18 protein-coding genes and 1 tRNA gene are annotated in these 22,610 nt (G+C 61.4%); 1 reads left to right on the top strand and 18 read right to left on the bottom strand.

Annotation, left to right across the window (positions count from 1 at the left end):
* Positions 1-69: 69 nt before the first annotated feature.
* From VGB22_08570 to VGB22_08655, 18 genes are all read right to left on the bottom strand, one after another.
* Entirely contained in the window at positions 70-1,371 is a 1,302-nt protein-coding gene (locus VGB22_08570; GenBank protein ID HEX9751320.1) for a DUF512 domain-containing protein, read from the bottom strand.
* Positions 1,372-1,894: 523 nt separating this feature from the next.
* A tRNA-Gly gene (locus VGB22_08575) sits at positions 1,895-1,966 on the bottom strand.
* Positions 1,957-3,318 (bottom strand): pitrilysin family protein, encoded by a 1,362-nt coding sequence (locus VGB22_08580; protein HEX9751321.1) that lies wholly within the window; start codon positions 3,316-3,318, stop codon positions 1,957-1,959. Before VGB22_08580 ends, VGB22_08575 begins: the two co-directional genes overlap by 10 nt.
* 42 nt (positions 3,319-3,360) lie before the next feature.
* On the bottom strand, positions 3,361-5,532 hold the full coding sequence (gene pnp, locus VGB22_08585; protein HEX9751322.1) for a polyribonucleotide nucleotidyltransferase: 2,172 nt from the start codon (positions 5,530-5,532) through the stop codon (positions 3,361-3,363).
* 196 nt (positions 5,533-5,728) lie between these two features.
* Positions 5,729-5,998 carry a 30S ribosomal protein S15 gene (rpsO, locus tag VGB22_08590; protein ID HEX9751323.1) on the bottom strand — a complete coding sequence of 90 codons (270 nt, stop codon included), beginning with the start codon at positions 5,996-5,998 and terminating at the stop codon, positions 5,729-5,731.
* Positions 5,988-7,022, bottom strand: coding sequence for a riboflavin biosynthesis protein RibF (gene ribF, locus VGB22_08595; GenBank protein ID HEX9751324.1), 1,035 nt, complete (start codon positions 7,020-7,022; stop codon positions 5,988-5,990). Before ribF ends, rpsO begins: the two co-directional genes overlap by 11 nt.
* Before the next feature lie 11 nt (positions 7,023-7,033).
* Positions 7,034-7,990 (bottom strand): tRNA pseudouridine(55) synthase TruB, encoded by a 957-nt coding sequence (truB, locus tag VGB22_08600; protein HEX9751325.1) that lies wholly within the window; start codon positions 7,988-7,990, stop codon positions 7,034-7,036.
* 129 nt (positions 7,991-8,119) lie between these two features.
* The gene (locus VGB22_08605; protein HEX9751326.1) at positions 8,120-9,121 is read right to left on the bottom strand and encodes a bifunctional oligoribonuclease/PAP phosphatase NrnA; all 1,002 of its coding nucleotides are present in this window, start codon (positions 9,119-9,121) and stop codon (positions 8,120-8,122) included.
* Positions 9,081-9,476, bottom strand: a complete 396-nt coding sequence (rbfA, locus tag VGB22_08610; protein ID HEX9751327.1) for a 30S ribosome-binding factor RbfA — start codon at positions 9,474-9,476, stop codon at positions 9,081-9,083. Before rbfA ends, VGB22_08605 begins: the two co-directional genes overlap by 41 nt.
* 137 nt (positions 9,477-9,613) lie before the next feature.
* Positions 9,614-9,889 (bottom strand): DUF503 domain-containing protein, encoded by a 276-nt coding sequence (locus VGB22_08615; GenBank protein ID HEX9751328.1) that lies wholly within the window; start codon positions 9,887-9,889, stop codon positions 9,614-9,616.
* Positions 9,890-9,904: 15 nt separating this feature from the next.
* Positions 9,905-12,352 (bottom strand): translation initiation factor IF-2, encoded by a 2,448-nt coding sequence (gene infB / locus VGB22_08620; protein ID HEX9751329.1) that lies wholly within the window; start codon positions 12,350-12,352, stop codon positions 9,905-9,907.
* 5 nt (positions 12,353-12,357) lie between these two features.
* Complete coding sequence (nusA, locus tag VGB22_08625) at positions 12,358-13,716, bottom strand: transcription termination factor NusA (GenBank protein ID HEX9751330.1); 1,359 nt, start codon at positions 13,714-13,716, stop codon at positions 12,358-12,360.
* A gap of 42 nt (positions 13,717-13,758) precedes the next feature.
* Positions 13,759-14,211, bottom strand: a complete 453-nt coding sequence (gene rimP / locus VGB22_08630) for a ribosome maturation factor RimP (GenBank protein HEX9751331.1) — start codon at positions 14,209-14,211, stop codon at positions 13,759-13,761.
* 428 nt (positions 14,212-14,639) lie between these two features.
* Positions 14,640-16,220, bottom strand: a complete 1,581-nt coding sequence (locus VGB22_08635) for a hypothetical protein (GenBank protein ID HEX9751332.1) — start codon at positions 16,218-16,220, stop codon at positions 14,640-14,642.
* A gap of 161 nt (positions 16,221-16,381) precedes the next feature.
* Entirely contained in the window at positions 16,382-18,112 is a 1,731-nt protein-coding gene (locus VGB22_08640) for a proline--tRNA ligase (GenBank protein HEX9751333.1), read from the bottom strand.
* Positions 18,113-18,844: 732 nt separating this feature from the next.
* Positions 18,845-19,309, bottom strand: coding sequence for a hypothetical protein (locus VGB22_08645; protein ID HEX9751334.1), 465 nt, complete (start codon positions 19,307-19,309; stop codon positions 18,845-18,847).
* Positions 19,310-19,387: 78 nt separating this feature from the next.
* Positions 19,388-20,890 carry a DUF4384 domain-containing protein gene (locus tag VGB22_08650; GenBank protein ID HEX9751335.1) on the bottom strand — a complete coding sequence of 501 codons (1,503 nt, stop codon included), beginning with the start codon at positions 20,888-20,890 and terminating at the stop codon, positions 19,388-19,390.
* 16 nt (positions 20,891-20,906) lie between these two features.
* Positions 20,907-21,758 (bottom strand): hypothetical protein, encoded by an 852-nt coding sequence (locus VGB22_08655; GenBank protein HEX9751336.1) that lies wholly within the window; start codon positions 21,756-21,758, stop codon positions 20,907-20,909.
* A 238-nt stretch (positions 21,759-21,996) separates the two neighbouring features.
* Here VGB22_08655 and VGB22_08660 point away from each other — a divergent pair, with 238 nt between their 5' ends.
* On the top strand, positions 21,997-22,239 hold the full coding sequence (locus VGB22_08660; GenBank protein HEX9751337.1) for a hypothetical protein: 243 nt from the start codon (positions 21,997-21,999) through the stop codon (positions 22,237-22,239).
* Positions 22,240-22,610 lie beyond the last annotated feature (371 nt).

The raw sequence follows: 22,610 nt of genomic DNA on the forward strand, positions 1-22,610 counted from the left end.
GGGCGGGATTCGGGGGATTCGGAATGACATGCGGGAGGTTTTTGCCCCAACCACAGTCGATGGGCGCCGCTACGCCGCGAGGCAATTTAGCACCGTCTGCACGAAATCGTATTCGGAGCGCAGGACCGGCACGCCGACTTGTTCGCTCAGCGAGGGAATGGTCTCATCGTCCAGGAACAGATCATCGGTGTTGAGGCAATCGGGCGGGACGATCAGGGCATCGGCCCCGCTGCCCGATTCGCGAAACTGCGCGGCGATATCCGTCCCGGTGAGCAGTCCGGACACAGTCACCGTGTGGCCCCAGAAATCATTGCGCACAATCAGCGGGATCAACTCGAGATTCGTTACACGTTTGTTGATGCGTCGGCAGAGCCGCTCGATGAACGGTCCCGCCGATGTCGCGGTCGCCAGGCACAGCCGCCTGCGCTGCGGAATCTTGCGCGGCAGCTCCGATTCCCGTTCTTCAAAACCGTCGAGCAACTGTCGAATCAGCCCCAAACCGTTTTCGAGCTGGCAGTAGTCGTCATAGTAGTCGGCTGACGGGATCTCCTCGTCCGCAATCAGGTACATTTCATCGGCGGCATAGATGACGCCGACGCCATGCTGCCTCCGCATGGCATCGTGACGCTTGCCGATTTCCCGCAGGATCTCGACCGCCTGTGGCTGTGTGACCAACGGCAAGGTCGGCAGCTTTTCGCGGTGTTTGGTCAGCCCGATGGGAACGACCCCCACCGACGGCACCCGCGGATACAGGGCCAGCAGGTCATCGAATGATCGCCACAGCGGCGCGCCGTCGTTGAGCGACGGCGTCACCACGATTTGCGTGTGGGTGTCGATTCCCTGCGTGTGCAACCGCTTCAGCAGCGGCACGATCGGCTCGGCATCGGGCTTGCGCAAGAATTCGCGGCGTACCGCATCGTCGGTCGAGTGCACCGAGACATACAACGGCGAGAGCCGCTGTTCGAAGATGCGCGCGTAGTCGTCCTCCGACATGTTGGTCAGCGTGACGAAGTTTCCGTGCAAGAACGACAACCGGTAGTCGTCGTCCTTGATGTGCAGGGTGCGCCGCATGCGCCGTTGGCGGGGCTGCTGCTTGACGAAGCAGAAATCGCAATTCGCTTTGCAGATGCGAATCGGATCGGGCTCGTATTCAATGCCCAAATCCGCGTCGATGTCCTTGATAATGTGCAGGCGCCGCAGACGACCATCGGGGTGGCGGACCTGCAACTCCAGCTCTTCTTCAGCGGCGAAAAACTTCGCATCGATGACATCGCGCAACGGCTGTCCGTTGATCGCCACGATCTCGTCCCCCGGATGCAGGTTTCCCTCCGGGATGACATCATGGTGATGGATGTGGCGGACGATGGGCATGGGTTCGGTCAAGATACGCCACAATTAAACTCATAAGCCGGAAAGGTGGCGTCACCCGCCCTCGGGTGACGCCTATTCCCGCCACGCGAGGACATGCGGCGGACACGCAAAACCCCTGCGTAGAGCGACAAGCCGGCTCCCGGATGTGTGGAAGTGTTGACACAAGACGATAAGTGCCAATGGATTTACACACCTCATGACGACATGGCATTCTTGTGCAATGACATATGACTGTCGCAGAGAACCGCAGGACCGGCAGAACGACGGCACGAGCTTTCCAACTGACCGAACCCACGCCGTGCGAGGACATCCGGTGGGCACACAGAATGCCGTGATTCCAGCGAGTGCCCGGGGTATCGGGGATGTTGAAAGACCCCACCTTAATGTCATGCCGAACGAAGTGAGGCATCTCTGGGCGCGCGACGCCGCCCTCAAGCCGTTCGAGCTTCCTCGCCCGTCGGGCTCGGCATGACTCCAATTGTTGCGTCTATGACAATGATTGGCGCAGACTGCGGCTTTCAACAGCGGGCGATGGGACTCGAACCCACGACGTCAAGCTTGGGAAGCTTGCATTCTACCACTGAATTACGCCCGCCTGGATGGACTCTTCCGTTGGGAAGATGCGGGTTTGGGGCGCGCGGTCAAGCGCTTCCGCCCGGAGCGAACGGGTCGTTGCAGGGCGCCCAGATCGACCTTGCCGACGGTCTCGCCGGGGACCGGCCCCAGCACGGCCATCGCGAGACGGTCGGGCACGAACGCTTCGGAGGCAACGTTGCGGATGTCGGCGGCCGACACCTTGCGGATCGCTTTCATCGTCTGCCCCGGCGTGACATAGTCGCCGAGATACAGTTCGTGCCGGGCAATGCGGTGCATGCGCGACGAGGTCGATTCCAAACCCAGCAGCAGGTTGCCGCGCAACTGCGACTTCACATCGTCCAATTCGGTCGCGCCGATTCGCCCATAGGCGAGTTGTCCCATTTCTTTGAGGACCAGATTGCTCGCTTCCAGCATATGCTTCGGGTCGCAGGCGAAGTAGACGCCCAGGAACCCCGCATCCTGATACGAATCCTGAATCGGATAGATCGCATAGACCAGGCCGCGCTGCTCGCGCACGCTCTGGAACAGGCGTGACGACATGCCGCCGCCCAGGATGTTGCTGATGACCAGCACCGTGTGACGGCGCGGATCGGCGAACTTCCACAATGGGAAGCCCAGGCAGACGTGGGTCTGGTTGATCTCGCGGTGCGCCACGCCGCGCTGGACCATGGCGCCATTGGGAGTCGATGGCGCTTCCACCCTGCCGGTCGGCGTGTCGATCGTAAACGCTTTCTTCACCAGCGAGACGAGTTTGGCGTGCGAGAGATTGCCGCAAGCGGCGATCAACATGCGGTCGGGCCGATAAAATCGTGCCCGGTGCTTGTGCAGCGTCTCCCGCGTCGTTCCCATGACTGTCGGAATCGTGCCCGCAATGGAACGTCCGATCGAGTGCCCCGGCCACATCTGCATGGCGAAGAGATCGTGCACCCACTCATTGGGGGTGTCGTGCGCATCTTTGATCTCCTCGGCGATGACGAGACGCTCTTTCTGGACTTCCGCCGCCGGGAGCGTCGCGCGCGTCGACAGATCCGCCAGAATCTCCAGCGCCGTCGGCAGATCGCGCCCGACCACGCGCGCGTGATAACAAGTGTGCTCGCGCGAGGTGAATGCGTTCAGCGATCCGCCCAAGCGTTCGACTTCCAGAGCGATCTCGCGCGCCGAACGGGTCGGGGTCGCCTTGAAGACCATGTGCTCCAGAAAGTGCGAGACACCCGCGGTGGCGTCGTCCTCGTACCGTGAGCCGACCTCGACCCAGACGCCGATCGTGACCGAATCGCGATCCGGCATCGATTCGGTCACAACACGTAAGCCGTTAGGCAGTATTGTCTTATTTAGAACACTTGCCGTCATAGTTTAGACTGATCGGGTCGAGTTGCCGCTCTCCCTCCACTGTTAATGTCGGCGCGCCGGGCGTCGATCTGATGGCCTTCCGGAGCGGCGCGGGGGACGGCTGTCGCTGCGGCCGTCATCCTCCGGCATCCCCTCGGGACGCGGCAACAGCGCCTTGCGTGAGAGCCGTACCTTGCCGTCGTCATCGACGCTGAGCACTTTGACCTGCACTTTGTCGCCGAGTTGGAGCACATCCTCGATGCGCTCTGTCCGCTTGTAGTCGTACTCGGAGATGTGCAGCAGTCCATCGGTGCCGGGCAGAATCTCGATGAACGCCCCGAACGCCGCCAGACGACGCACCGTGCCCTCGTAGACCTTCTCGACCTCCGGCTCCTCGACCAATGCCAGGATCATCTGCTTGGCCGTCTCGGCTGCGGCCATGTCGACCGAGGCGACGATCACGGTGCCGTCATCGTCGATATCGATCTTCGCACCGGTTTGCTCGCAGATGCTGCGGATCATCTTGCCGCCCGGGCCGATGATCTCGCCGATACGCGACACTTTGACCTGGAAGATGAGAATCCGCGGCGCGTATTTCGACAGCTCCGGACGCGGCGCCGCCAGGGTCTCGGCCATGCGGTCGAGAACATGCAGACGCGCCACTTTTGCCTTGTGCAGCGCCTCGCGCATGATGTCGAATGGCAGCCCTTCGATCTTCAGATCCATCTGGAAGGCCGTGATCCCCTGCCGTGTGCCGGTCACCTTGAAATCCATGTCGCCGAGATGATCTTCGACACCGAGGATGTCGGTCAGCACGGCATAACGGCTGCCCTCCTTGACCAGACCCATCGCGATGCCGGCAACCGGAGTCTTGATCGGAACTCCGGCATCCATCAGCGCCAGTGTCCCGGCGCAGACGGTCGCCATCGAGGAAGAGCCGTTGGACTCCAGCACATCGGAGACGATGCGAATCGTATACGGAAACAGCGTCTCATTGGGAATGACCGGCTGGATGGCGCGTTCGGCGAGCACACCATGGCCGATCTCGCGCCGTCCCGGCCCGCGAATGGGGCGCACTTCGCCGACCGAGTAGGACGGAAAATTGTAGTGCAACATGTAGCTCTTGGTCGAGTCGCCCATCAGGTCATCAATGCGTTGCTCGTCGACCTTGGTGCCGAGCGTGACCGCCGCCAGCGCCTGTGTCTGCCCACGCGTAAAGAGCGCCGAACCGTGTGTGCGCGGCAGAAAGTTGACCTCGCTGTTGATGTCGCGGATGGCATCGGGACCGCGCCCATCGGCCCGCGTGCTCTCGGCCAGGATGCGTTCGCGCAGGTCGTGCTTTTCGATCTCACCGACCGCGCGGCCGATATGGACTTCCTGATCGGGAAAACGCTCGGCCAACGCCTCGCGCATTTCCGTCTTGATGAGTGAGACTGAGTCCTCGCGTTCGGCCTTGTCGGCGATTTTGACCGCTTCTGCAATGCGCGTCGCTGCCAATTCGCGCACGGCCGCATTCAGTTCGGGGTCGATGCCGGCCGACACGAAGTCGCGCTTGGCCTTGCCGACTTTGCTCTGCAGTTCTCTGATCGCCGCCGTTATCGACTGCATTTCCTTCAGCCCGAACTCGAGCGCCGACGCGAGATCGTCTTCGGACACCTCCTGGCATCCGCCCTCGACCATGATGACATCGTGCTCGGTCCCGGCGATGACGAGATTGATGTCCGACTCGTCCAACTGCGCAACCGTGGGGTTGATGATAAGTTCGCCGTTGACCCGTCCGACCCGCGCCCCCGCCAGCGTGTGGGCAAACGGCACATCCGAAACCGCCAGCGCGGCCGCGGTCGCGCAGATGCCCAGCACATCGGCATCGTTTTCCTGATCCGACGAGAGCACGGTGACGTGCACCTGCACTTCGTGCGGATAGCCATCGGGGAACAACGGCCGGATCGGCCGGTCGATCATGCGCGCCGAGAGCGTTTCCTTTTCGGAGGGACGTCCCTCGCGCTTGAAGAAGCCGCCGGGGATTTTTCCGGCGGCGTAGGCCTTCTCCCGGTAATCGACCGACAGCGGGAAAAACCCGCGGTCGGGCACCGGGTCTTTGGTGGCGACCACGGCCGCCAAGACCATGGTGTCGCCGTGGCGGACGATCGCCGCGCCATTGGCCTGTTTGGCCACATGGCCGGTTTCGATCACAAACGGCCGTCCGCCGAATTCGATCTGAATCCGTTCAATCATGAATCTCCCGCAGCCCGGCCTGGGCCGATGCTGCGACTCCTGTTGGGTTTCGTCGGGATGAAGCGACGAGTGCTGACGATCAGATCGTCAGTCCGTGCTTCGGGGCGGGACAGCTCGCCTCGGGGCCAAGGTCACATGGGTCGACATACCCCAGGTCCCGTCGCGAGACGTCCCTCGCCCGCCCGACGGCGCAAGTCTACTTGCGCAGGTTCAAGTTATCCAGCAACTGACGGTAGGCATCAACATCGGTACGGCGCAGATAATTCAGCAGCCGGCGGCGTTTGCCCACCATCTTCAGAAGCCCCCGGCGCGAGGCGTGGTCGCGCACTTCCACATCCAGATGCGACGTCACCGACGCGATGCGCGAGGACAACAAAGCGATCTGCACTTCCGGCGAACCGGTGTCTTTGTCGTGCAGACGGTACGCCCCGATGATCGCCTGCTTCTGCTCCGATTCAGTCGGCACTGCTTGGATGTCTCCTTCCTTCCACTGTGTGCCCGGCGGGACAATTCAGCCGACGCCGCGCTTCGTGTTCGTCTTCGGTCATCCTTTGTATCAAGGCATCGGCCGTATCGAATGTTTCCTCCGGCCTAATGTACGACTCCAGCCAGACACTCTCAATCGGTTCTCGCGGGCGGCGTTCGTCCGGCGAACCCTCTAATACATTTATCTCCAGCCGCTTGACCGTGCCGCCGAAGGTCGGGTTCGACCCGAAATACGCCATTGCCGGTCGCGGCACCGCATGCGCTGTCCAAGCGGCGTAAATCCCGACCGGCGGGGGTAATTTAGCATTGTCCAGCTCCAGATTCCAAGTGGGATATCCCATCTCTTTTCCCCGCCCCGCCCCGGCGATCTTACGCCCGGTGACCGGATACGGGTGCCCCAGAAGCTCGACGGCCTCGCTGAAGCGTCCGTGCGCGAAAAGCTCCCTGATCGATGTTGAGGTGACGGGCCGCGGTTGGCCGGCTACGGCGACCAAGTCGACGACGTGGACGTCGATTCCCCGCTGGGCTCCCCAATCGGACAGGAACCGGGACGTCCCTTCGCGTCGGAATCCAAAGCCGAAATCGGCGCCGACGACAATGGCCTGCGCCCTCAGAGCCGCGGCCAACACGCTGTCGGCGAAGTGTGCGGCAGGTGTCGAGGCCAACGCATCATCGAACGTCATCGTCAGCACGCCATCGGCGCCGTAGGCCCCCAGCAGCGCGACTCGTTCCTCGGGTAATGTGAGCAACGGCGGCGCAATCTTCGGCTTGACCACGGATTTCGGATGCGGATGAAAGGTCACGGCCCACAGCGGCAATCCGAGGCGATCGGCGGCGCCGCGCGCATCGCGCAGGACCGCCTGATGCCCAAAATGGACCCCGTCGAACGTGCCGATGCAGACCACCGAGCGCGTGGAAATCCGCAGGGAGGCCGACTCGGGCGTCGAAGCGCTCAGAACCGAATCGGGGGCCGGAATCGGTGGTGTGATGTTCTGCGGCTTCACGTGGAGGACATTCAATGAGCGGTCAACAGCACACGACGATAAGTGCAGATCGGCAGATCCGGTTCGACGCGAACGCCGGAGTCAAACGCCGCTTCGGCGATGGCCGCTGGTCCGTGATCGGGCAACGTGATCGCGATCAGATCCCCGTTTCGAAATGCCCCGTCGACTGCCGTGACGTGTCGCCCATAGAGGAGGCGTCCGTGCACGATTTCGTCGCGGGCATCACCCGTCACTTGAATGCGCGGGAGTCCGAGGTGGCGATCGATGGATTGAAGCGCCATGCCCTCAGCGCCGTCCGCTGCGCGTCGGCGCAATCCGTCAAGGTCGAGCGCCTCCTCTACGCTCGTCGGCCCGATCCGGGTTCGACGCAACCGGGTCACGTAGGCACCACACCCCGCGTCACGTCCGATTTGGTCCGCGAGTGCGCGGATATACGTTCCCGAGGAGCATCCCACAACGAGCCGCGCATCGGGCGGCTCATACGATTCCAATTCCAAACGATGAATCGTCACGCTTCGCCTGGACTCCGGCAGCACTTCCCCGGCCCGCGCCAACTCATAGCGGCGGCGTCCGGCCACGCGCGTTGCGGCATACTCGGGAACCGCCTGCTCGATCAATCCCCGGTAGGTCGGCAGCATCGATTCGATGATGACGCGATTCTCCGGAATCGGTGCGCCGGATGCCGTAATCTCCCCGTCGGGGTCGCCGGTGTCCGATGACGCTCCGAAGCGAATCACGGCCTCGTAGGTCTTGTCTTGACCCGATAATACCCAGGCGATTTTCGTGGCATCGCCGATCATCACCAGCAGCAGCCCCGTGGCGAACGGATCGAGCGTGCCGGAGTGCCCGACACGCCGCACGCCATATATGTCCCGTACCACATCGACGACATCGTGCGATGTCATCCCCGACGGCTTGTCGATGGGGAGTATGCCGGAGAGCGCTGCCGTGGCATTCGACAATGTCATTGCACGTTTTTGTGTCGGTCAGCCCTTGGGCTGACGGTCATGGCGGAGTGATGAATATGACTAATTGAGGTTGATCGGGCCGTCGGCCCGCGATCAGCCCCAGGGCTGATCCGCACACGACACATAGGTTTAACTCTTCGACTTTGGCCGGTGATTGTCGCGCAACGGCCCGATGGCGCGCTCCAGTGTGTCGGCGGCTTTGGCCAGCGGCAGCTCAATGATGCATCCGGCGGCATTGCGATGGCCGCCGCCGCCGAAGCGTCGCGCCAATGCGGCGACATCCACAGTTCCGCACGAGCGCAGCGACGCCTTGGTCCGCTTCGGACCCAATTCTCTCAGCAGCGCACCGACCTGCACCCCCGCCACCGACAACGTGTGATCGACCAGCCCTTCCAATTCGTGCATCGGCACCTGGTAACGCCGGCGATCCGCGGTGCGCAGGGCCAGAAAGCAAATCCGGCTGTCGGCGCGCAGATCGGCCCTCCCCAGGATGTGATGCACCAGACGAAACTCCGCGGGAGAGTACGATTGATAGACCGCCGCCGTGACTCGGGGCAGATCCGCGCCGCGTTTGACCAGCTCAGCGGCGATGACCATTGTCCGCAGATTGGTGCACGGATGCCCGAAGCGTCCGGTGTCGGTGACCAGCGCCGTCGCCAGCGATTGCGCCATCGACGGTGTGATCGTCGCCTTCCAGTGCCGCAGCATGTCGAAGACCATCTCGCCGCAGGCGGCGGCGGTTGGGTCGAGAACGTTGACCGCGCCATACCGTGAGTTGTGCTGATGGTGATCGATGTTGATGACCGGCAATCCATCGGGCAACAGCTCGCTCACCGTGCCGATGCGATCCAACGACGAGCACTCGAAAATGATCGCCGCATCCCATCGCGGCCGCCGCTTAAGCGCCCCCGGCTCGCGAACGACCCCGGAGTGACTCAGAAACCGATACTTGCGCGGCACCGGACCCTGGTTGACGATGTCCGCGCGGCGGCGGCGCTGCCGGGTCCAATACTCATAGAACGCCAATTGGCACCCCAACGAGTCCCCATCGGGATCGCGATGCGATGAAATCAGAATCCGGCGCGCGGACTTAAGCGCCGTCTGAATCTTTTGGGCCGCTGCCCTGGTCATCGTTTTTTCGTTCACGTTCGATCTGCGTAAAGAGTTCGTCGAGACGCAGCCCTTCCTGCACCGCATTGTCGTAGACAAAGCGAATGGTCGGCGGACGATACATGCTCAATTCCTGTCCGAGGCGGCGCTGCACGAAGCGGAGAATCCGATCCAGATGATGCGCGCATTGCGCCCTGTCGTCCTCATCGCCCAGCACCGAATACCGTATGTCGGCCTCGTGCAGGTCGCCGGAGACCTCGCACCGCAGGATCGTGACCGCCCGGAAATCATACCGCTTGATGTCGGTCAACAGCATCTCCGCCACGACGCGGCGGATCAGGTCGGCAACGCGCTGACGTCGTTCGGTCGAGCTCATCGTTTGCTGCCAATCCCGAAGTCAGAGGATTGAACATTCCCTCTCCCTGAGGGAGGGGGCAAGAGATGCCTCACTTCGTTCGGCATGACATTGATCAGGGGTCTTTCAACAATCCCCTCACTTCGGGTCATCCATCCTTATACCTCAATCTCATAATCCGTGAGCGTCATCTCCCCCGGCCGGTCGGCATCGCGCGCTACGCGGGTCAGGACACTGTGCAGGTGCGAGCGGGCGTTCGCGGCGCATGCCGCCTCCAGCACCGCGCGCTGATGCTCATCTTGTCCCTCGATCTCGGCAATGCTGACTCCATAGCTGCGGCGCATCGCTTCGAGATACCGCCGCAGAATGTTCCGTTTCTCCTTGAGACTGCGGCACCCCGGCAGATGCAGGACGAGACGGACGCTGCCGATCATGGCCTGCGGCGGGCGCTACTCCAGCTTGCGTTCTTTCGAGACGATCCGGTACAGTTCGAAGACATCCCCCACCTTGATGTCATTGTAATCGACGATTTTGATGCCGCACTCCAGTCCGGCGGAGACTTCCTTGACCGAATCGGCAAAGCGGCGCACCGAATCGATCAGTCCGGTGTAAATCGTGGTGCCGTCGCGCACGACGCGCACGCGGTCGCGCGGCTTGACCGCGCCTTCCAGCACATCGGAACCGGCGATCGTTCCCACTTTGGAGATCTTGAATACCTGTTTGACCTTCGCTTCGCCGGTGCGCTCCTCGACCTCGATCGGCTTGAGCATTCCCTCGAGCGCCGAACGGATATCGCGCTCGACTTCATAGATGATGTCGTAGAGGCGAACGTCGACCCCCTCCTGCACCGCCAATTCGCGCGCGCGCGCATCGGGGCGCACATGGAAGCCGATGATGACCGCCTCGGAGGCCGCCGCCAACAGCACGTCGGACTCGTTGATCGCGCCGACGCCGCGATGGATCACGTTCACCTGCACTTCATCGGACTTGATCTTCGTCAGCGTGTCGGCCAGCACCTCGACCGACCCGTCGACGTCGCCTTTGATGACGATCTTCAACTCCTGAATGGTGCCGGACTGAATGCGTTCGTACAGGTTGGTGAGCGTCGTCTTCTGGATCATTTGTTGCGTGCGTTCGCGCTTGAGACGCCCGCGCATCTGCGAGATGTGGCGCGCCTTCTGTTCATCGACGCAGACGACGAAGGTATCCCCCGCCTGCGGCACACCATCGGAGCCGACCACCAGCACCGGCGCCGACGGCGGCGCATCGGTGACCGCGTAGCCGCGCTCGTTGAACATGCTGCGCACGCGCCCGCAGTACGGTCCGGTCACGAAGTCATCGCCGATGTGCAGTGTGCCGGTCTGCACCAGCACGGTGGCGACGGCGCCGCGTCCGCGGTCGAGTTGCGCCTCGATGATGACCCCGCGGGCGCGCCGCAGGGGGTTCGCGGTCAACTCGAGCACTTCGGCCTGCAGGTGGACCATTTCCAACAGCTTATCGACGCCCATGCCGGTCTTTGCGGAGACCGGTACGATGATGGTCTTGCCGCCCCAGTCCTCCGGCACCAGGCCGTGCTCCGACAACTGCGACTTGACACGGTCGATGTCGGCATCGGGGAGGTCCATTTTGTTGACGGCCACGACAATCGGCACTTCGGCGGCCTGCGCGTGGTCGATGGCTTCGATCGTTTGCGGCATGACCGCATCATCCGCCGCAACCACAAGGATCACGATGTCGGTGGCCTGCGCGCCGCGCGCGCGCATCGCAGTGAAGGCGGCATGGCCCGGTGTGTCGAGGAATGTCAGTTGGCCGGCGGAACTGTCGACCATGTATGCGCCGATATGCTGCGTGATGCCGCCCTTTTCACCCGCGACGACATTGGCCACGCGGATATAGTCCAACAGCGAGGTTTTGCCGTGATCCACATGCCCCATGATGGTCACCACCGGGGCGCGCGGGGCTTCCTCGCCGATTTCCTCTTCGTCGTCGGCCAACACTTCCTCGCCGATTTCCTCGACCTGCCGGATGCTGTAATCGAATTCCAGCGCGATCGTCTCGATCGTGTCCAGATCGAGCCGCTGGTTGACCGTCGCGAGCATTCCCAGCTCGAGGCACTTGGCGACAACTTCCGTCGGGCTGACACCCATCTTGTGCGCGAGCTCGGCGACGGACATAAACTCATTGACCTCGATCGTCCGTGTCGGTTCGGGGACACCCGCGTCGTCGCCGGCTTCATGGCGCTGACGCCGTTTCGATTTCGTCCGTGTTCCCAGTTCCGCAATCGTCTTGCGGAAACTCGCCGCGACATCCCGCTGATCGACGCGCTGCCGGCGGCGGCGTCCGGAACGGCGACGGCGTCCGGCCGGGGCCGAGCCCACCGCGGCCTGCATCAAGGGTTGGCGTCTGACACCCACCGGCGACGCCGCGCCGCCGGGACGTCCGGTGATCCCTCCCACGGGCGTGCGGGACCGCGCGGGGCGCTGCTCCGGGGTCGATGTCGGTGTAAAGGTGCGTTGCTCGGTGACCGGCGGCGGGACGTGGGCGGCCTTGGCTTTGGCGGCGGCTTCCGCCGCCTCCTTTGCTTTGCGGGCTTCCTCTTCTTCGCGCCGGATTTTGTCGGCGGCGTCCTGCGCTTCCCGACGGCGCTGCACTTCTTCCTCGACCGCCCGGCGCGCCCGCGCCTTGCGCTCGCGCGTCTTGCGTTCGCGCTTTTCGATTTCCTCGCGCAGCTCCGCTTTCTGCTGGCGAAATTCCTGCTCGATCGCTTCAAGGATGTCATCGGAGGCGACGCTCATGTGACTGCGAACGTCGAACCCCAGACGCTGCACCATCGCCATCAGCGCATCGCTGGACAGGTTGTGATCCCGGGCAACTTCGTAGAGGCGTTTATTGGACATCCGTGTCAGTCACTCTCTTCGGTTGGCTCGGCGCCGTCCTGGTTTTCGTGGAACAGCTCGTCGCCGACGCGCGCGCCCACTTTCTCGTCTTCGGGCTTCACGCTAAAGTCGACCTGCTGCGCGACAAAGTCCTGCGCCGACTCCAGCAGTTTTTCGGCCGTCTTCGGCCCCATGCCCTCGATGGCCGTCAAATCCTCGATGCTCTTGCCGGCGAGAATCTCGATGGATGCGATCCCTGCCGCTTCCAACCTGTTTTTGGTGACATCGCCGATTCCGGGAAGCTGATCCAGCGGCGTTTTGGTGTCGAGCGTATGCGAACGCTCGGAGAGATATTGCGACTCGGAGCGGATGGTGATTTTCCAGCCGGTCAGTTTGGCCGCCAGGCGGGCGTTTTGTCCGCTGCGGCCGATGGCCAGCGAGAGCTTTTCATCGTCGACGATGACGAGCATTTCCTTGCGTTCCTCATCGGTGCGCACCTGCACTACGCGCGCCGGGGCCAGCGCCCGCGCCACGAACACCTCCGGATCGGAGTCCCATTGCACGATGTCGATGCGTTCGTTGGCCAGCTCGCGCACGATCGATTGCACGCGCACGCCCTTGACGCCGACACAGGCGCCGACGGGGTCGACGCGGTCGTCGATGGACGCCACCGCGACCTTGGAGCGTTCGCCGGGTTCGCGCGCGAGCGCCCGGATTTCGACGATGCGCTCGAAGATTTCCGGCACTTCCAGCGCGAAGAGCCGCAGCAGCAAGCCCGTGTGGGCCCGCGACAGGATGATCTGCGGCCCCTTCATGTTCGGCTGCACATCGGCGATAAAGGCGCGCACACGGTCTCCCTGACGGAACCGTTCGCGCGGAATCTGCTCTTTGTGCGGGATGACCGCTTCGGCGCCGGCGATATTGACGATGATTGTGCCTTTGTCGATGTGTTGCACGACCCCGGTCACGACTTCGCCGACCCGGTCCTTGTACTCCTCATAAATCTGCGCGCGCTCGCGTTCGCGGATGCGCTGCACGAGAATCTGTTTGGTCGCGGCGATGGCGTTGCGGCCGAAATCCTCAAACGACAACTCGATTTCCATCTCGTCGCCGATTTCGGTCTCCTCGTCGACCTCCTGCGCATCGATCAGCGAGATTTCGGTGCGCGGTTCGCGGACGAAGTCCACCACCGTCTTGGTGGCGGTCATGTAGATATCCTCGTTGGCCTTGTCGATGTGTACGCGCACGTTGTCGGCGTCGCCGAATCGTTTCTTCGCCGCCGTCATCAGCCCCTCGCGGACCGTCTCCAGCACGTAGTCCAACTCCAGATTCTTCGACTTCATGATCTGGTGGACCACTTCCCAAATGTCGAACTCAAGCACCATAGCCATTCTCGTGGATCCCACTCCCGCCGCCCGCGCGGACCGTTAGATGATCAGTTTGCCCTCTATCACCGCATCCCAATTCACATTCGCATCGCCGACCGTCACCGATGACTCGCCGACGCGGCCGATGATCCCTTTGATCCGCCGCTCCCGGCCGGTGTCGTCATGGTGCCGCAATTCGATCTTGCGTCCGACCTTGCGACGAAAATCCGCGGGCGCCGTCAGCGGCCGGTCGAATCCGGGAGAGGAGACTTCCAGCGTATACCGGCTTTCGATCATCTCCGACGCGTCCAGATCGGCCGACAGCCGCCGTGAGACCGCCTCGCACTCGCTGATCGTCACGCCGCCGACCTTGTCGACATACACGCGCAACAACTGGCGGCGGCCCGAACGGTTGTACGTCACCTCGACCAGCTCCAATCCATGGCGCTCGACGATCCCCTCGACCAGCTCTTTGAGGCGCGCCGCGGCCCGTTGATCGGCCCCTGTTGCCACTGCCGACCTCCCCCATCAGGCCCTGAGACCTGAGTTTCAGGACCGAAACCTCATAGTTTACAGATAGTTAGATTGTGGGGCAACAGAAAAGTGGGGGCTGGGCGGTCTGCATCTGCACATCCCGACAGTGTTAATCGTTTGCCCTGTAGGGGCCGGTCTCAGACCGGCCCGTCCGTCACGATCCATACGCGGGCGGGTCTGAGGCCCGCCTCTACACACCAATGCGGAGGTTCATTGCGTGCGTCGCGGGGGACTGTGTGAGGCGCCCGCACGAAAGAAACCAGCCAATCCCAAGAGAATCGTAGGGGCGGGGTCTCCCCGCCCTTAGTAGACCGAAACAACAAGGGCGCGGAAACCGCGCCCCTACGGATCAGGGAAGCTCCATCGAGTGCATTATTGTAGGGGCCGCCCACGAACCTACGTAGGCACTAAAGCACACAGGGATCGCAGAATACGCTCCCCGGATCGCCCGCGCGGAACGCAACGTCGACAAACTTCACGACATCAAATACATTCGTGACTCCATTACAGTCGACATCCGTCCGCTCGTGCGGACAATTCGGATGTGGGTCCGGTTCGGGCTGAACGCTCCGGAAGGCTACGTCAACTGACGCCACTACGTCGAAGACGTCAGTGTTCCCGTTACAGATTGGATCGGCGTGGCAGAAGCATGGGCAGCTCGGATCAGGCGGACAGATGCCCGAAGTGTTGCAGTTGACACAGTCGTTGTCCTCAAACACATAGAGCTGCAACAGATTGTCCACGACGATCCATTCGTCCCGTCCGTCTTGATTCAGGTCCGCTGATTTCCATCTGCTCAGTGAGCGATTGAGAGGCAGTTGCCAAAAACATCCTTCGACGAACTGTTCTGTGTACTGATCCCATTCCCATACGCGCCACTCTGGATATGATGCCATCGCCAGTTCTTGCAGGCCATCACAGTCCGTGTCGGCAGCCCAACATGGGTGAATGCCGATATACCCAGTGTTGTGCCTGAACCAGTGAGTTAGTTCGAAATTGTTGTCGCCGACTGCCGTCATCAGACGGTAATTGTATCCATACGAAGTGTCATGGGAAGAGCTCCCTAGCAACGGTCTTAGCTTCTGATCCGGAAGCGGACGGCAGGCTATTGAGGAGGCCACTTGGGCGGTCGCAGGGATGCTATCGCCCACGGTGCCTATGTATGCTAACCCGGTGTCTTGCCACTCAAACAATTCATGGCAGCACGCCAGATTTCCTAGAATGAACTCGACGCGCCCGTCAGCATCGAAGTCACCAATGGCAGCCTGTCCGATGGCGCCGTCGGGAGGCATTCCATCCGATGTGCTCACATACAATTCTGATTGTACTGTGAACGTGTCGTTTGGCACATCGTACTGGATCACTACGACGAAAGCATCTCCTGACAGTGCGTTTGGAGCTACAAGGAGTTCATGATATTCATCGTCGTCGACTTGGAAAGTGGCAGCATGCATTGCTACGGCGAATCCGGGCCAGTGAAATGAGGCTCGCAAATTCCAATCAGGGGCCGAGTAAATGAACAGCTGGTCGAAGAATTGAGTTACGAGATCAATATGCCCGTCGTTGTCCAGATCCTCAGAAACCCACACCACACCCATGTTTTGTGCGATAGTGTCATATTCATAGTTCAGCAAAGAGTCGAATCGATGCCTTATCACCTGTTCGCCCAAGACGTCGGCGATGTAGAAATCAGTTGCACGTGCCACGGAATCAAAGGACGGGTCAAGTCTGTCTTGTGTAACCTCGAAATCCACAAGGGACGTGCAGGTCTCAGCCATGTCAGGGAGCGATGGATGGCTGTCGCCGGGACTCCCCCACTCGTTGGGGCTTTCTTGTCGCACAGCCCAGACTGGAATCACACCTGACGGAAATCGTGAAGCCAGCTCAAGTGTGCGGACAGAATCGGCGGCTGAAAACTGATGCCGCTCGCTCACGGTCGGCTGATCGTCTGAGGCGCCAGGACTTGGTAACGTGATTACGGCGGCCATTATCAGCGTTGCTCGAATGAGTCGTCGGATCGATTCCGCTGCGTTCACACTTTAATATATCGGTGGTCCCCGTCTATCCAAGCGATCAGTCACGCAGTGAGCAGCGGTTAAGACTCCGGATCAGACGCCAGGCGAGGACGCCTGGCGTGCAACAGGAATAATCAGGAAGTGCCCAACGCCGCATCAATCTCCCGCCTCACACGGGCGACCAGATCCCCCGCCAGCACCGACTCTGGTTCGGCGGCATCGCGGCGTTTCAGTTCCCAAACGCCCTGCTTCAAGCCCTTGGAGCCGACCGTGACACGGAACGGAATGCCGATTAAGTCGGCATCTGCGAATTTGACACCGGCGCGCTCGTCGCGGTCGTCGTAGAGCACCTCGACTCCTGCTTTTTGAAGTTCATCGTAGAGTTGATCGGCGGCAGCAGATAATGTCGCGTCGTTGCTGGCGACGCAGACCAGATGGCAGTGAGCCGGTGCAATCGGCAGTGGCCAGACGATCCCGTCTTTGTCGTGGCTGCGCTCGACCGCTGCTTGCGCCGTGCGCGTGATGCCGATCCCGTATGATCCCATGACCATCGGTCTTTCATGGCCGTCGGCATCGGTAAACAACGCCCCCAGCGCCGATGAATACTTCGTGCCGAGCTTGAAGGTGTTGCCGACTTCGATGCCGCGCCGCCGGATGAGCGTGCCGTCGGCACACCGCGGGCAGCCCTCGCCTTCTTCGGCGGAACGGATCAGGGCCGATTTGGTGATCTGAAAGTCGCTGAGATTCACGTCGACGATGTGTTTGTCGGCTGAGTTGGCCCCGACAACAAAGTTGCGCATCGCCGCGATCTCATCATCGGCAATGATTTCAAACTCACTGGAGAGGCCGACCGGCCCGGCGAACCCGACCGGTGCCCCGGTGAGCGAGACGATGGTCTCGGCATCGAGCATCTCGATTGTTGGAACTCCGGCTGCATGCGCCAGTTTGACTTCGTTGATCTGCCGGTCGCCGCGTATCAGTGCTGCTACATATCGCTCCCGCGCGCGATAGAGCAATGTCTTGACCAGTTTGGTCGCCGGGACTTTCAGAAACGCTGTCACGTCCTCAATCGTCTTGGCGTTTGGAGTGTCGACTTCCCTGCTTTTGCGCGGACTCTCATCATCGACACGCACCGCACGTGTGACCGACTCGGCGCGTTCGATGTTCGCCGCGTAACCGCACTCCGGGCACGACAGGATGATCGCCTCGCCGCCGTCGGTCTCGACCACGACCATGAATTCATGCGCCGAACTGCCGCCCATCGCACCGGTGTCGGATTCGACCATCACCGTGTCCAGACCGCAACGGCGAAACGCAGCGTTGTAGGCATCGACCATCTTCTGGTAGCTGATCCCCAGTCCGGCGTCATCGACGTCGAATGAGTAGGCGTCCTTCATCATGAATTCGCGTCCGCGCATCAGGCCGAAGCGCGGACGAATCTCATCGCGGAATTTCACCTGGATCTGATAGAGGTTCAGCGGCAGCTTCTTGTAGCTGCGCAGTTCACCGGCCACGAGGTGGGTTACGACCTCTTCATGCGTGCCGCCGAGGACCATCGGACGGTCATGACGGTCCTTCATGCGCATCAGTTCGGGGCCGACCGTCGCGAATCGTCCGGTCTTTTCCCACAACTCCGCGGGATGCAGCACCGGCATGGTGATCTCGAATGCGCCGGCGCGGTCCATCTCTTCGCGCACAATCTGAGAAATCTTCGCGAGCACGCGCTGCAGCAGCGGCAGATAGATGTAGATGCCGCCGGTCAGTTTGCGGATGAAGCCCCCGCGCACCAGCAGCTTGTGGCTGATCAGTTCTGCATCGGCGGGGTCCTCCCGCAGCGTGGGGATAAATGTCCGGCTCATGCGCATGGTGTCGGCTCTCTGGAGCAATCGCCCCGTGGGACGTGACGGGTCGGGCCATGATAGCGAAAACAGTCGTCGGCCCAAACCCAAAGTTGTAGTTGTAGGTCAGAGGACTGCGCCAAGCGCAACATCGGGATCCGCCAATCAGAAGATCGTCAGGAGCCCGGTGCACGATCTTCTGAACGGAGACAAGCTGTCCGGACGCGCCGTGCTCCTGACCTAAAGACCCCCCATGCCTGTGTGGGTCAGCCCTTGGGCTGACTCGCACAGAATATCCCGTGCTGCACGCGAGTGCGGGACGGGATGATGGGGCGAAGCATCACTCACGAGTTAGCGTGGTCTCCGGACAAGTTTGCCCTGCGCCGTTGTGGTCAGCCCAAGGGCTGACCGGCACAGCGACGAGTTGTCCGGACGCGCCGTGCTCCTGACCTAAAGACCCCCCATGTCTGTGTGGTTCAGCCCTTGGGCTGACCCGCACAGAATATCCCGTGCTGCACGCGAGTGCGGGACGGGATGATGGGGCGAAGCATCACTCACGAGTTAGCGTGGTCTCCGGACAAGTTCGCCCTGCGCCGTTGTGGTCAGCCCAAGGGCTGACCGGCACAGCGACGAGTTGTCCGGACGCGCCGTGCTCCTGACCTAAAGACCCCCCATGCCTGTGTGGGTCAGCCCTTGGGCTGACTCGCACAGAAGTCGGCTTTGCGGGGATCGGCAGTCCGGTGCGGCGGGATCGGGCAATCAGCGGCGCGGCCGTTTCCGATCGGGAGACTTCTTGTCGGGCTCGGGCTTCTTCTCCGCCGACGATGGGGCTTTGTCGGCGTCACGCTGCGGAGGGGGCGCCGACCAGTTCGCCTTCGACTCGGTGGCTGTCTTAGTGCGCGTGCTTTCGTGCTGCGACTTGCACTTGACCCGGTCATCGACGCCGTCTTTGTTCTTGTCGATGTAGTTGTCGTACTGCCCCGCCTTGGAGTCGCCCGATTTCTCGACCTGCTTTTGGAGACGATTGAGCAGGTCATCATTGGGCGGCGTCGACTGTTCGACGGCCTTCGGCGCAGCATCTTTGACGGGCTGGGTCGTAGTCTGATCGGACGGCGACGGTTCGGCGGGCTTTTCTTCCTTCGGCTTGGCATCGATCGCCCACGCGGTCGTTGCGGCGCAGGCGATCATCGCCGCCAGCAGATATGGGGTCAATCGTTTCAGCATATTCAGCACGCCTCAATCGATAACACTCTCTACTTTATACATCGGCATGGGCCGTTCGTCAATCCTCAAGCCGGGCGATCAGGGCCTTCCGCGTGACGACCGATCCGACTTCGCCTGTCCGCGTTCCGCCGTTGGGGCATTCGCACGGGGAGCACTGTTTGTTTTGCCTTTGAACTCCCGCGCGTCAACCGCAGACTTTGCGGCATCTCCGGCCGACTTGGCGACCTTCACCGCCGACTTGACCGTTTTGCTGATGACGCGGTCGATCCGCAGGGCTCCCGAGGACTTCGAGTCTGCGGTCTTGCTCTTCTGCGACTTGACCACAACGCGGTCCTTCGACTCCGTTTGTCGAGTGGGCTCAGGACGGGTCGTCACGCGTTCCATCGTCTGCGTAGTGGTCTTCGATTGCTCGGTCAGTTCGCGGCGATCGGCCGCCCGCGTGCTTCGGCCTTGCTCACCACGAGCGGTTCGGCTCTGTTCAACACGGGTGTCTCGACTCTGCTCACCGCGGTTGGTCCATTCCTTTCTTGCGGAAGCCGACGATTCTCTCGACGCCGCATCGGTCTTCGACCGCGTTGTCGCCTTCGCCTTACGGATCACATCCATCGTCGCCTGGTCGGTGCGGACTTCGTCGGGGATGCCGCGACGCGCCGCCTTGGCATGCCCGTATTCGACCACGCGCCTCACATGTCCCGGCTTGCCGAACACAAGCACATCCTGCGCGTAGTACTCGGTCTTCGGCCGCACGTGGACCGTATGCCGACGGACCACTCTGGGGCCGTCGTAGCAAATGATCTCGTGGGCGCCCCAATGGCGGCGTGGGATGCGGATCGGGGCGCAGCCGACAAAGTCGCCATCGACATAGATGCGCCCGCCGATCGGCCAGCCGATGAAGATCTCGCCGTAGAACACATCGGGCCACGGATCGAATACGTTGACATTGATGTTGACGAAAAAGCGGCGCGGCCGCACTTCAAACGACGCCAGGTCGGTCGCGCACCAGTTCCAATAGCGCCGGGCGATCTTGCGGTTGACCGTCCGAATGTAGCCGAGCCGGTCATCGCCCGCCCAGAAGTCGCGCAGATCGGCATCGTGGTACACCGCATCGCGTCCATTGACCGTGCGCAGGTACACCGGCCAGTCGGGCGGGCTGATCGGAAACTCCGAGGCGATCGCCTGCACATACTCGATGCCCGGCGGACCATCGACAGTCCAGTCGAAGGAATCGTAGCGGCGCGGAAACTCGACGACTGTCCCGCCCGGCACGAAGTTGTCGTCCCACGGGTCATACGGAAACAGGATGTTGAGCCGCCCGCGCGTGTCGATGTTGTAAAGAATCAGAAAGCAATCGCGCGTGGTCTCGACAAACATGCGGATGTCGTCGCCGGGCGAGTAGATGCCGCCTTCGCCGCGATCCGGCCAGATCCACACCTGCAGATCATCCTTCGGATGCGTGCTGATCTTCAGCGTCGCGGATACGCTGACGTCGGCGACTGCGTTCGCTGCCGCCATCAACAATACGGCAACCAGCGTAATCGCGGCGGTCAGCGTCGTCCCGTGTGTGATTTGACGTGTCTTCATCGCATCCTCCTGTGCGTCAAACTCCGTCCGATTGCGGCAGGGCGGGTTTCAGTTCGGGCAAACCCGCGACCAACTGGTACGCCCAGTCGACGAGCACCCAGGTGTCGCCCCGGGACGTGACCCGGAACTTGGCGAAGTGGTTCTCGTTGGTCCACACGACGTAGGTGTGCCCCTCGATCAATTCGGCCCAGCCGATGTGCGACCATCCCTGTTCGGGCGCCCAGTCGAGCTGATCCATGTCGTCGGTGTAGCCGAAGTCCTGAATGTCGTTGTAATCGCTGGAATTATTGTAGACGGCAACCGCCGTGAGAATCCCCAGTGCGTCGTCGTAGTAGACTTCGATGTGCGCCGAGGGATGCCCGATGGGAACCGACACGCCATGTTCGATATCGAAACCGGCGATGCCGGTCACGTCCGCATCCAGCAGGACATCCTCACCCTCGGGACGCGGCGTATCGACCGTCGGATCGCTCGCGTACGACAGCGCACTTTCGTTGCCGGCAAAATCAGTTGCACTGATCGCATAGTAATAGGTGTGGCCGTTGGCGACGTCGTCACGATCCACATACACAAAGTCGGGATTGTCCGGATCCCAGGCGCCCGCGCCCACAACCGCCAGCAGGAAGAAATCGCCGGAAGATTGCGGCTCGTTGTCGGCGCGCCAGATGAGATACTCATCGAGATCATCCTCGGAACTGCCAAACCAGTACACCGTGACCGCGCGGTCCCCGGTGACCGTATAGACGCCGCGCGGGACGCCCGGCGCGGTGTCATCCGGTGCGACCACGACGGTATCGCCGTTGAACTCGCATCCGAACAGCAGGTTTCCGATCAGAAACCCCATACCCAGGATAATCCGATTGCTCATCATGGCCAGCCTCCTTCCGGCTCTCCGGGCATTGGTATGGCAAGGGCCGTGCCAGAGCAGTGGAATGAGCGTATGCTTATGTAGTTATTTGTGTTACGTACGCCTTAGGAAGTATCGCATTAAGTGTGAATGGACACGATTCCGGCGAACGGCGGGCCGGGTGCACGGGAATTGGGCACTGGTACAGTTTGGTTTTGGGATTGAATCGAACAGTCGATTAGTAGTATAGGGAGAGTCTATGCCAATCAAACAACACGCAAAGCGATGGTCTGTCAAAGAGCAGATCATCAATGACGACGCAACCGGTCTATCATTTCAGTTTGAGGTCGCGTCAGACGGAAAGCCGCGGCTTATGGTTTATGGAGAATTGCCGTTTGGAAACCGCGAACTACTTTTCGATGAAGATGGCGCTGAGGCCGGTGCGGGTACCTGCACAACCGGCCCCTGTTGCGCCATGTGGATCAAGGTAATAGAAGATTAACCGACGCGTTGGTTACAGCGCGGCAGTTTTCCATACTTTTTCTTGAACCACTCCAGAAGCTCCTTTTCGCGAGCAACCGGGTTCGGAATCACCTCGGAGCAGTAATGCGTAGGTTTCTTTGTACACACGCCTTCCCGCCCACTGAAGTGATCTTTCAAGCGCGAGCGGATGGTAGTTGTGCCACCCTGCGCTCGTCCGATGTAGATGATTTCACTGCCCTGCGCGAGCATATAGACACCCGCCGCTTGTCTGGATGATCCTCCCCCGATTTGGTTGACACCTCATAAGAGAGTTTTGATACTCTCGGAGGAGGTGTTTGATGAGCAGTTCAAGACGCCGGTACACGGCGGAGTTTAAGGCGGAAGCGGTTC

Source organism: Candidatus Zixiibacteriota bacterium, assembly GCA_036397555.1.
GTDB lineage: Bacteria > Zixibacteria > MSB-5A5 > WJJR01 > WJJR01 > DATKYL01.

Excerpts from the sequence above, each read along its gene's own strand:
- VGB22_08650 (HEX9751335.1), bottom strand. The coding sequence starts at position 20,890 with ATGAAGACACGTCAAATCACACACGGGACGACGCTGACCGCCGCGATT.
- VGB22_08570 (HEX9751320.1), bottom strand. The coding sequence starts at position 1,371 with ATGCCCATCGTCCGCCACATCCATCACCATGATGTCATCCCGGAGGGA.
- VGB22_08605 (HEX9751326.1), bottom strand. The coding sequence starts at position 9,121 with ATGACCAGGGCAGCGGCCCAAAAGATTCAGACGGCGCTTAAGTCCGCG.
- VGB22_08635 (HEX9751332.1), bottom strand. The coding sequence starts at position 16,220 with ATGGCCGCCGTAATCACGTTACCAAGTCCTGGCGCCTCAGACGATCAG.
- pnp (HEX9751322.1), bottom strand. The coding sequence starts at position 5,532 with ATGATTGAACGGATTCAGATCGAATTCGGCGGACGGCCGTTTGTGATC.
- nusA (HEX9751330.1), bottom strand. The coding sequence starts at position 13,716 with ATGGTGCTTGAGTTCGACATTTGGGAAGTGGTCCACCAGATCATGAAG.
- truB (HEX9751325.1), bottom strand. The coding sequence starts at position 7,990 with ATGACATTGTCGAATGCCACGGCAGCGCTCTCCGGCATACTCCCCATC.
- VGB22_08615 (HEX9751328.1), bottom strand. The coding sequence starts at position 9,889 with ATGATCGGCAGCGTCCGTCTCGTCCTGCATCTGCCGGGGTGCCGCAGT.
- VGB22_08580 (HEX9751321.1), bottom strand. The coding sequence starts at position 3,318 with ATGACGGCAAGTGTTCTAAATAAGACAATACTGCCTAACGGCTTACGT.
- VGB22_08660 (HEX9751337.1), top strand. The coding sequence starts at position 21,997 with ATGCCAATCAAACAACACGCAAAGCGATGGTCTGTCAAAGAGCAGATC.
- VGB22_08640 (HEX9751333.1), bottom strand. The coding sequence starts at position 18,112 with ATGCGCATGAGCCGGACATTTATCCCCACGCTGCGGGAGGACCCCGCC.
- infB (HEX9751329.1), bottom strand. The coding sequence starts at position 12,352 with ATGTCCAATAAACGCCTCTACGAAGTTGCCCGGGATCACAACCTGTCC.
- VGB22_08655 (HEX9751336.1), bottom strand. The coding sequence starts at position 21,758 with ATGAGCAATCGGATTATCCTGGGTATGGGGTTTCTGATCGGAAACCTG.
- VGB22_08645 (HEX9751334.1), bottom strand. The coding sequence starts at position 19,309 with ATGCTGAAACGATTGACCCCATATCTGCTGGCGGCGATGATCGCCTGC.
- rbfA (HEX9751327.1), bottom strand. The coding sequence starts at position 9,476 with ATGAGCTCGACCGAACGACGTCAGCGCGTTGCCGACCTGATCCGCCGC.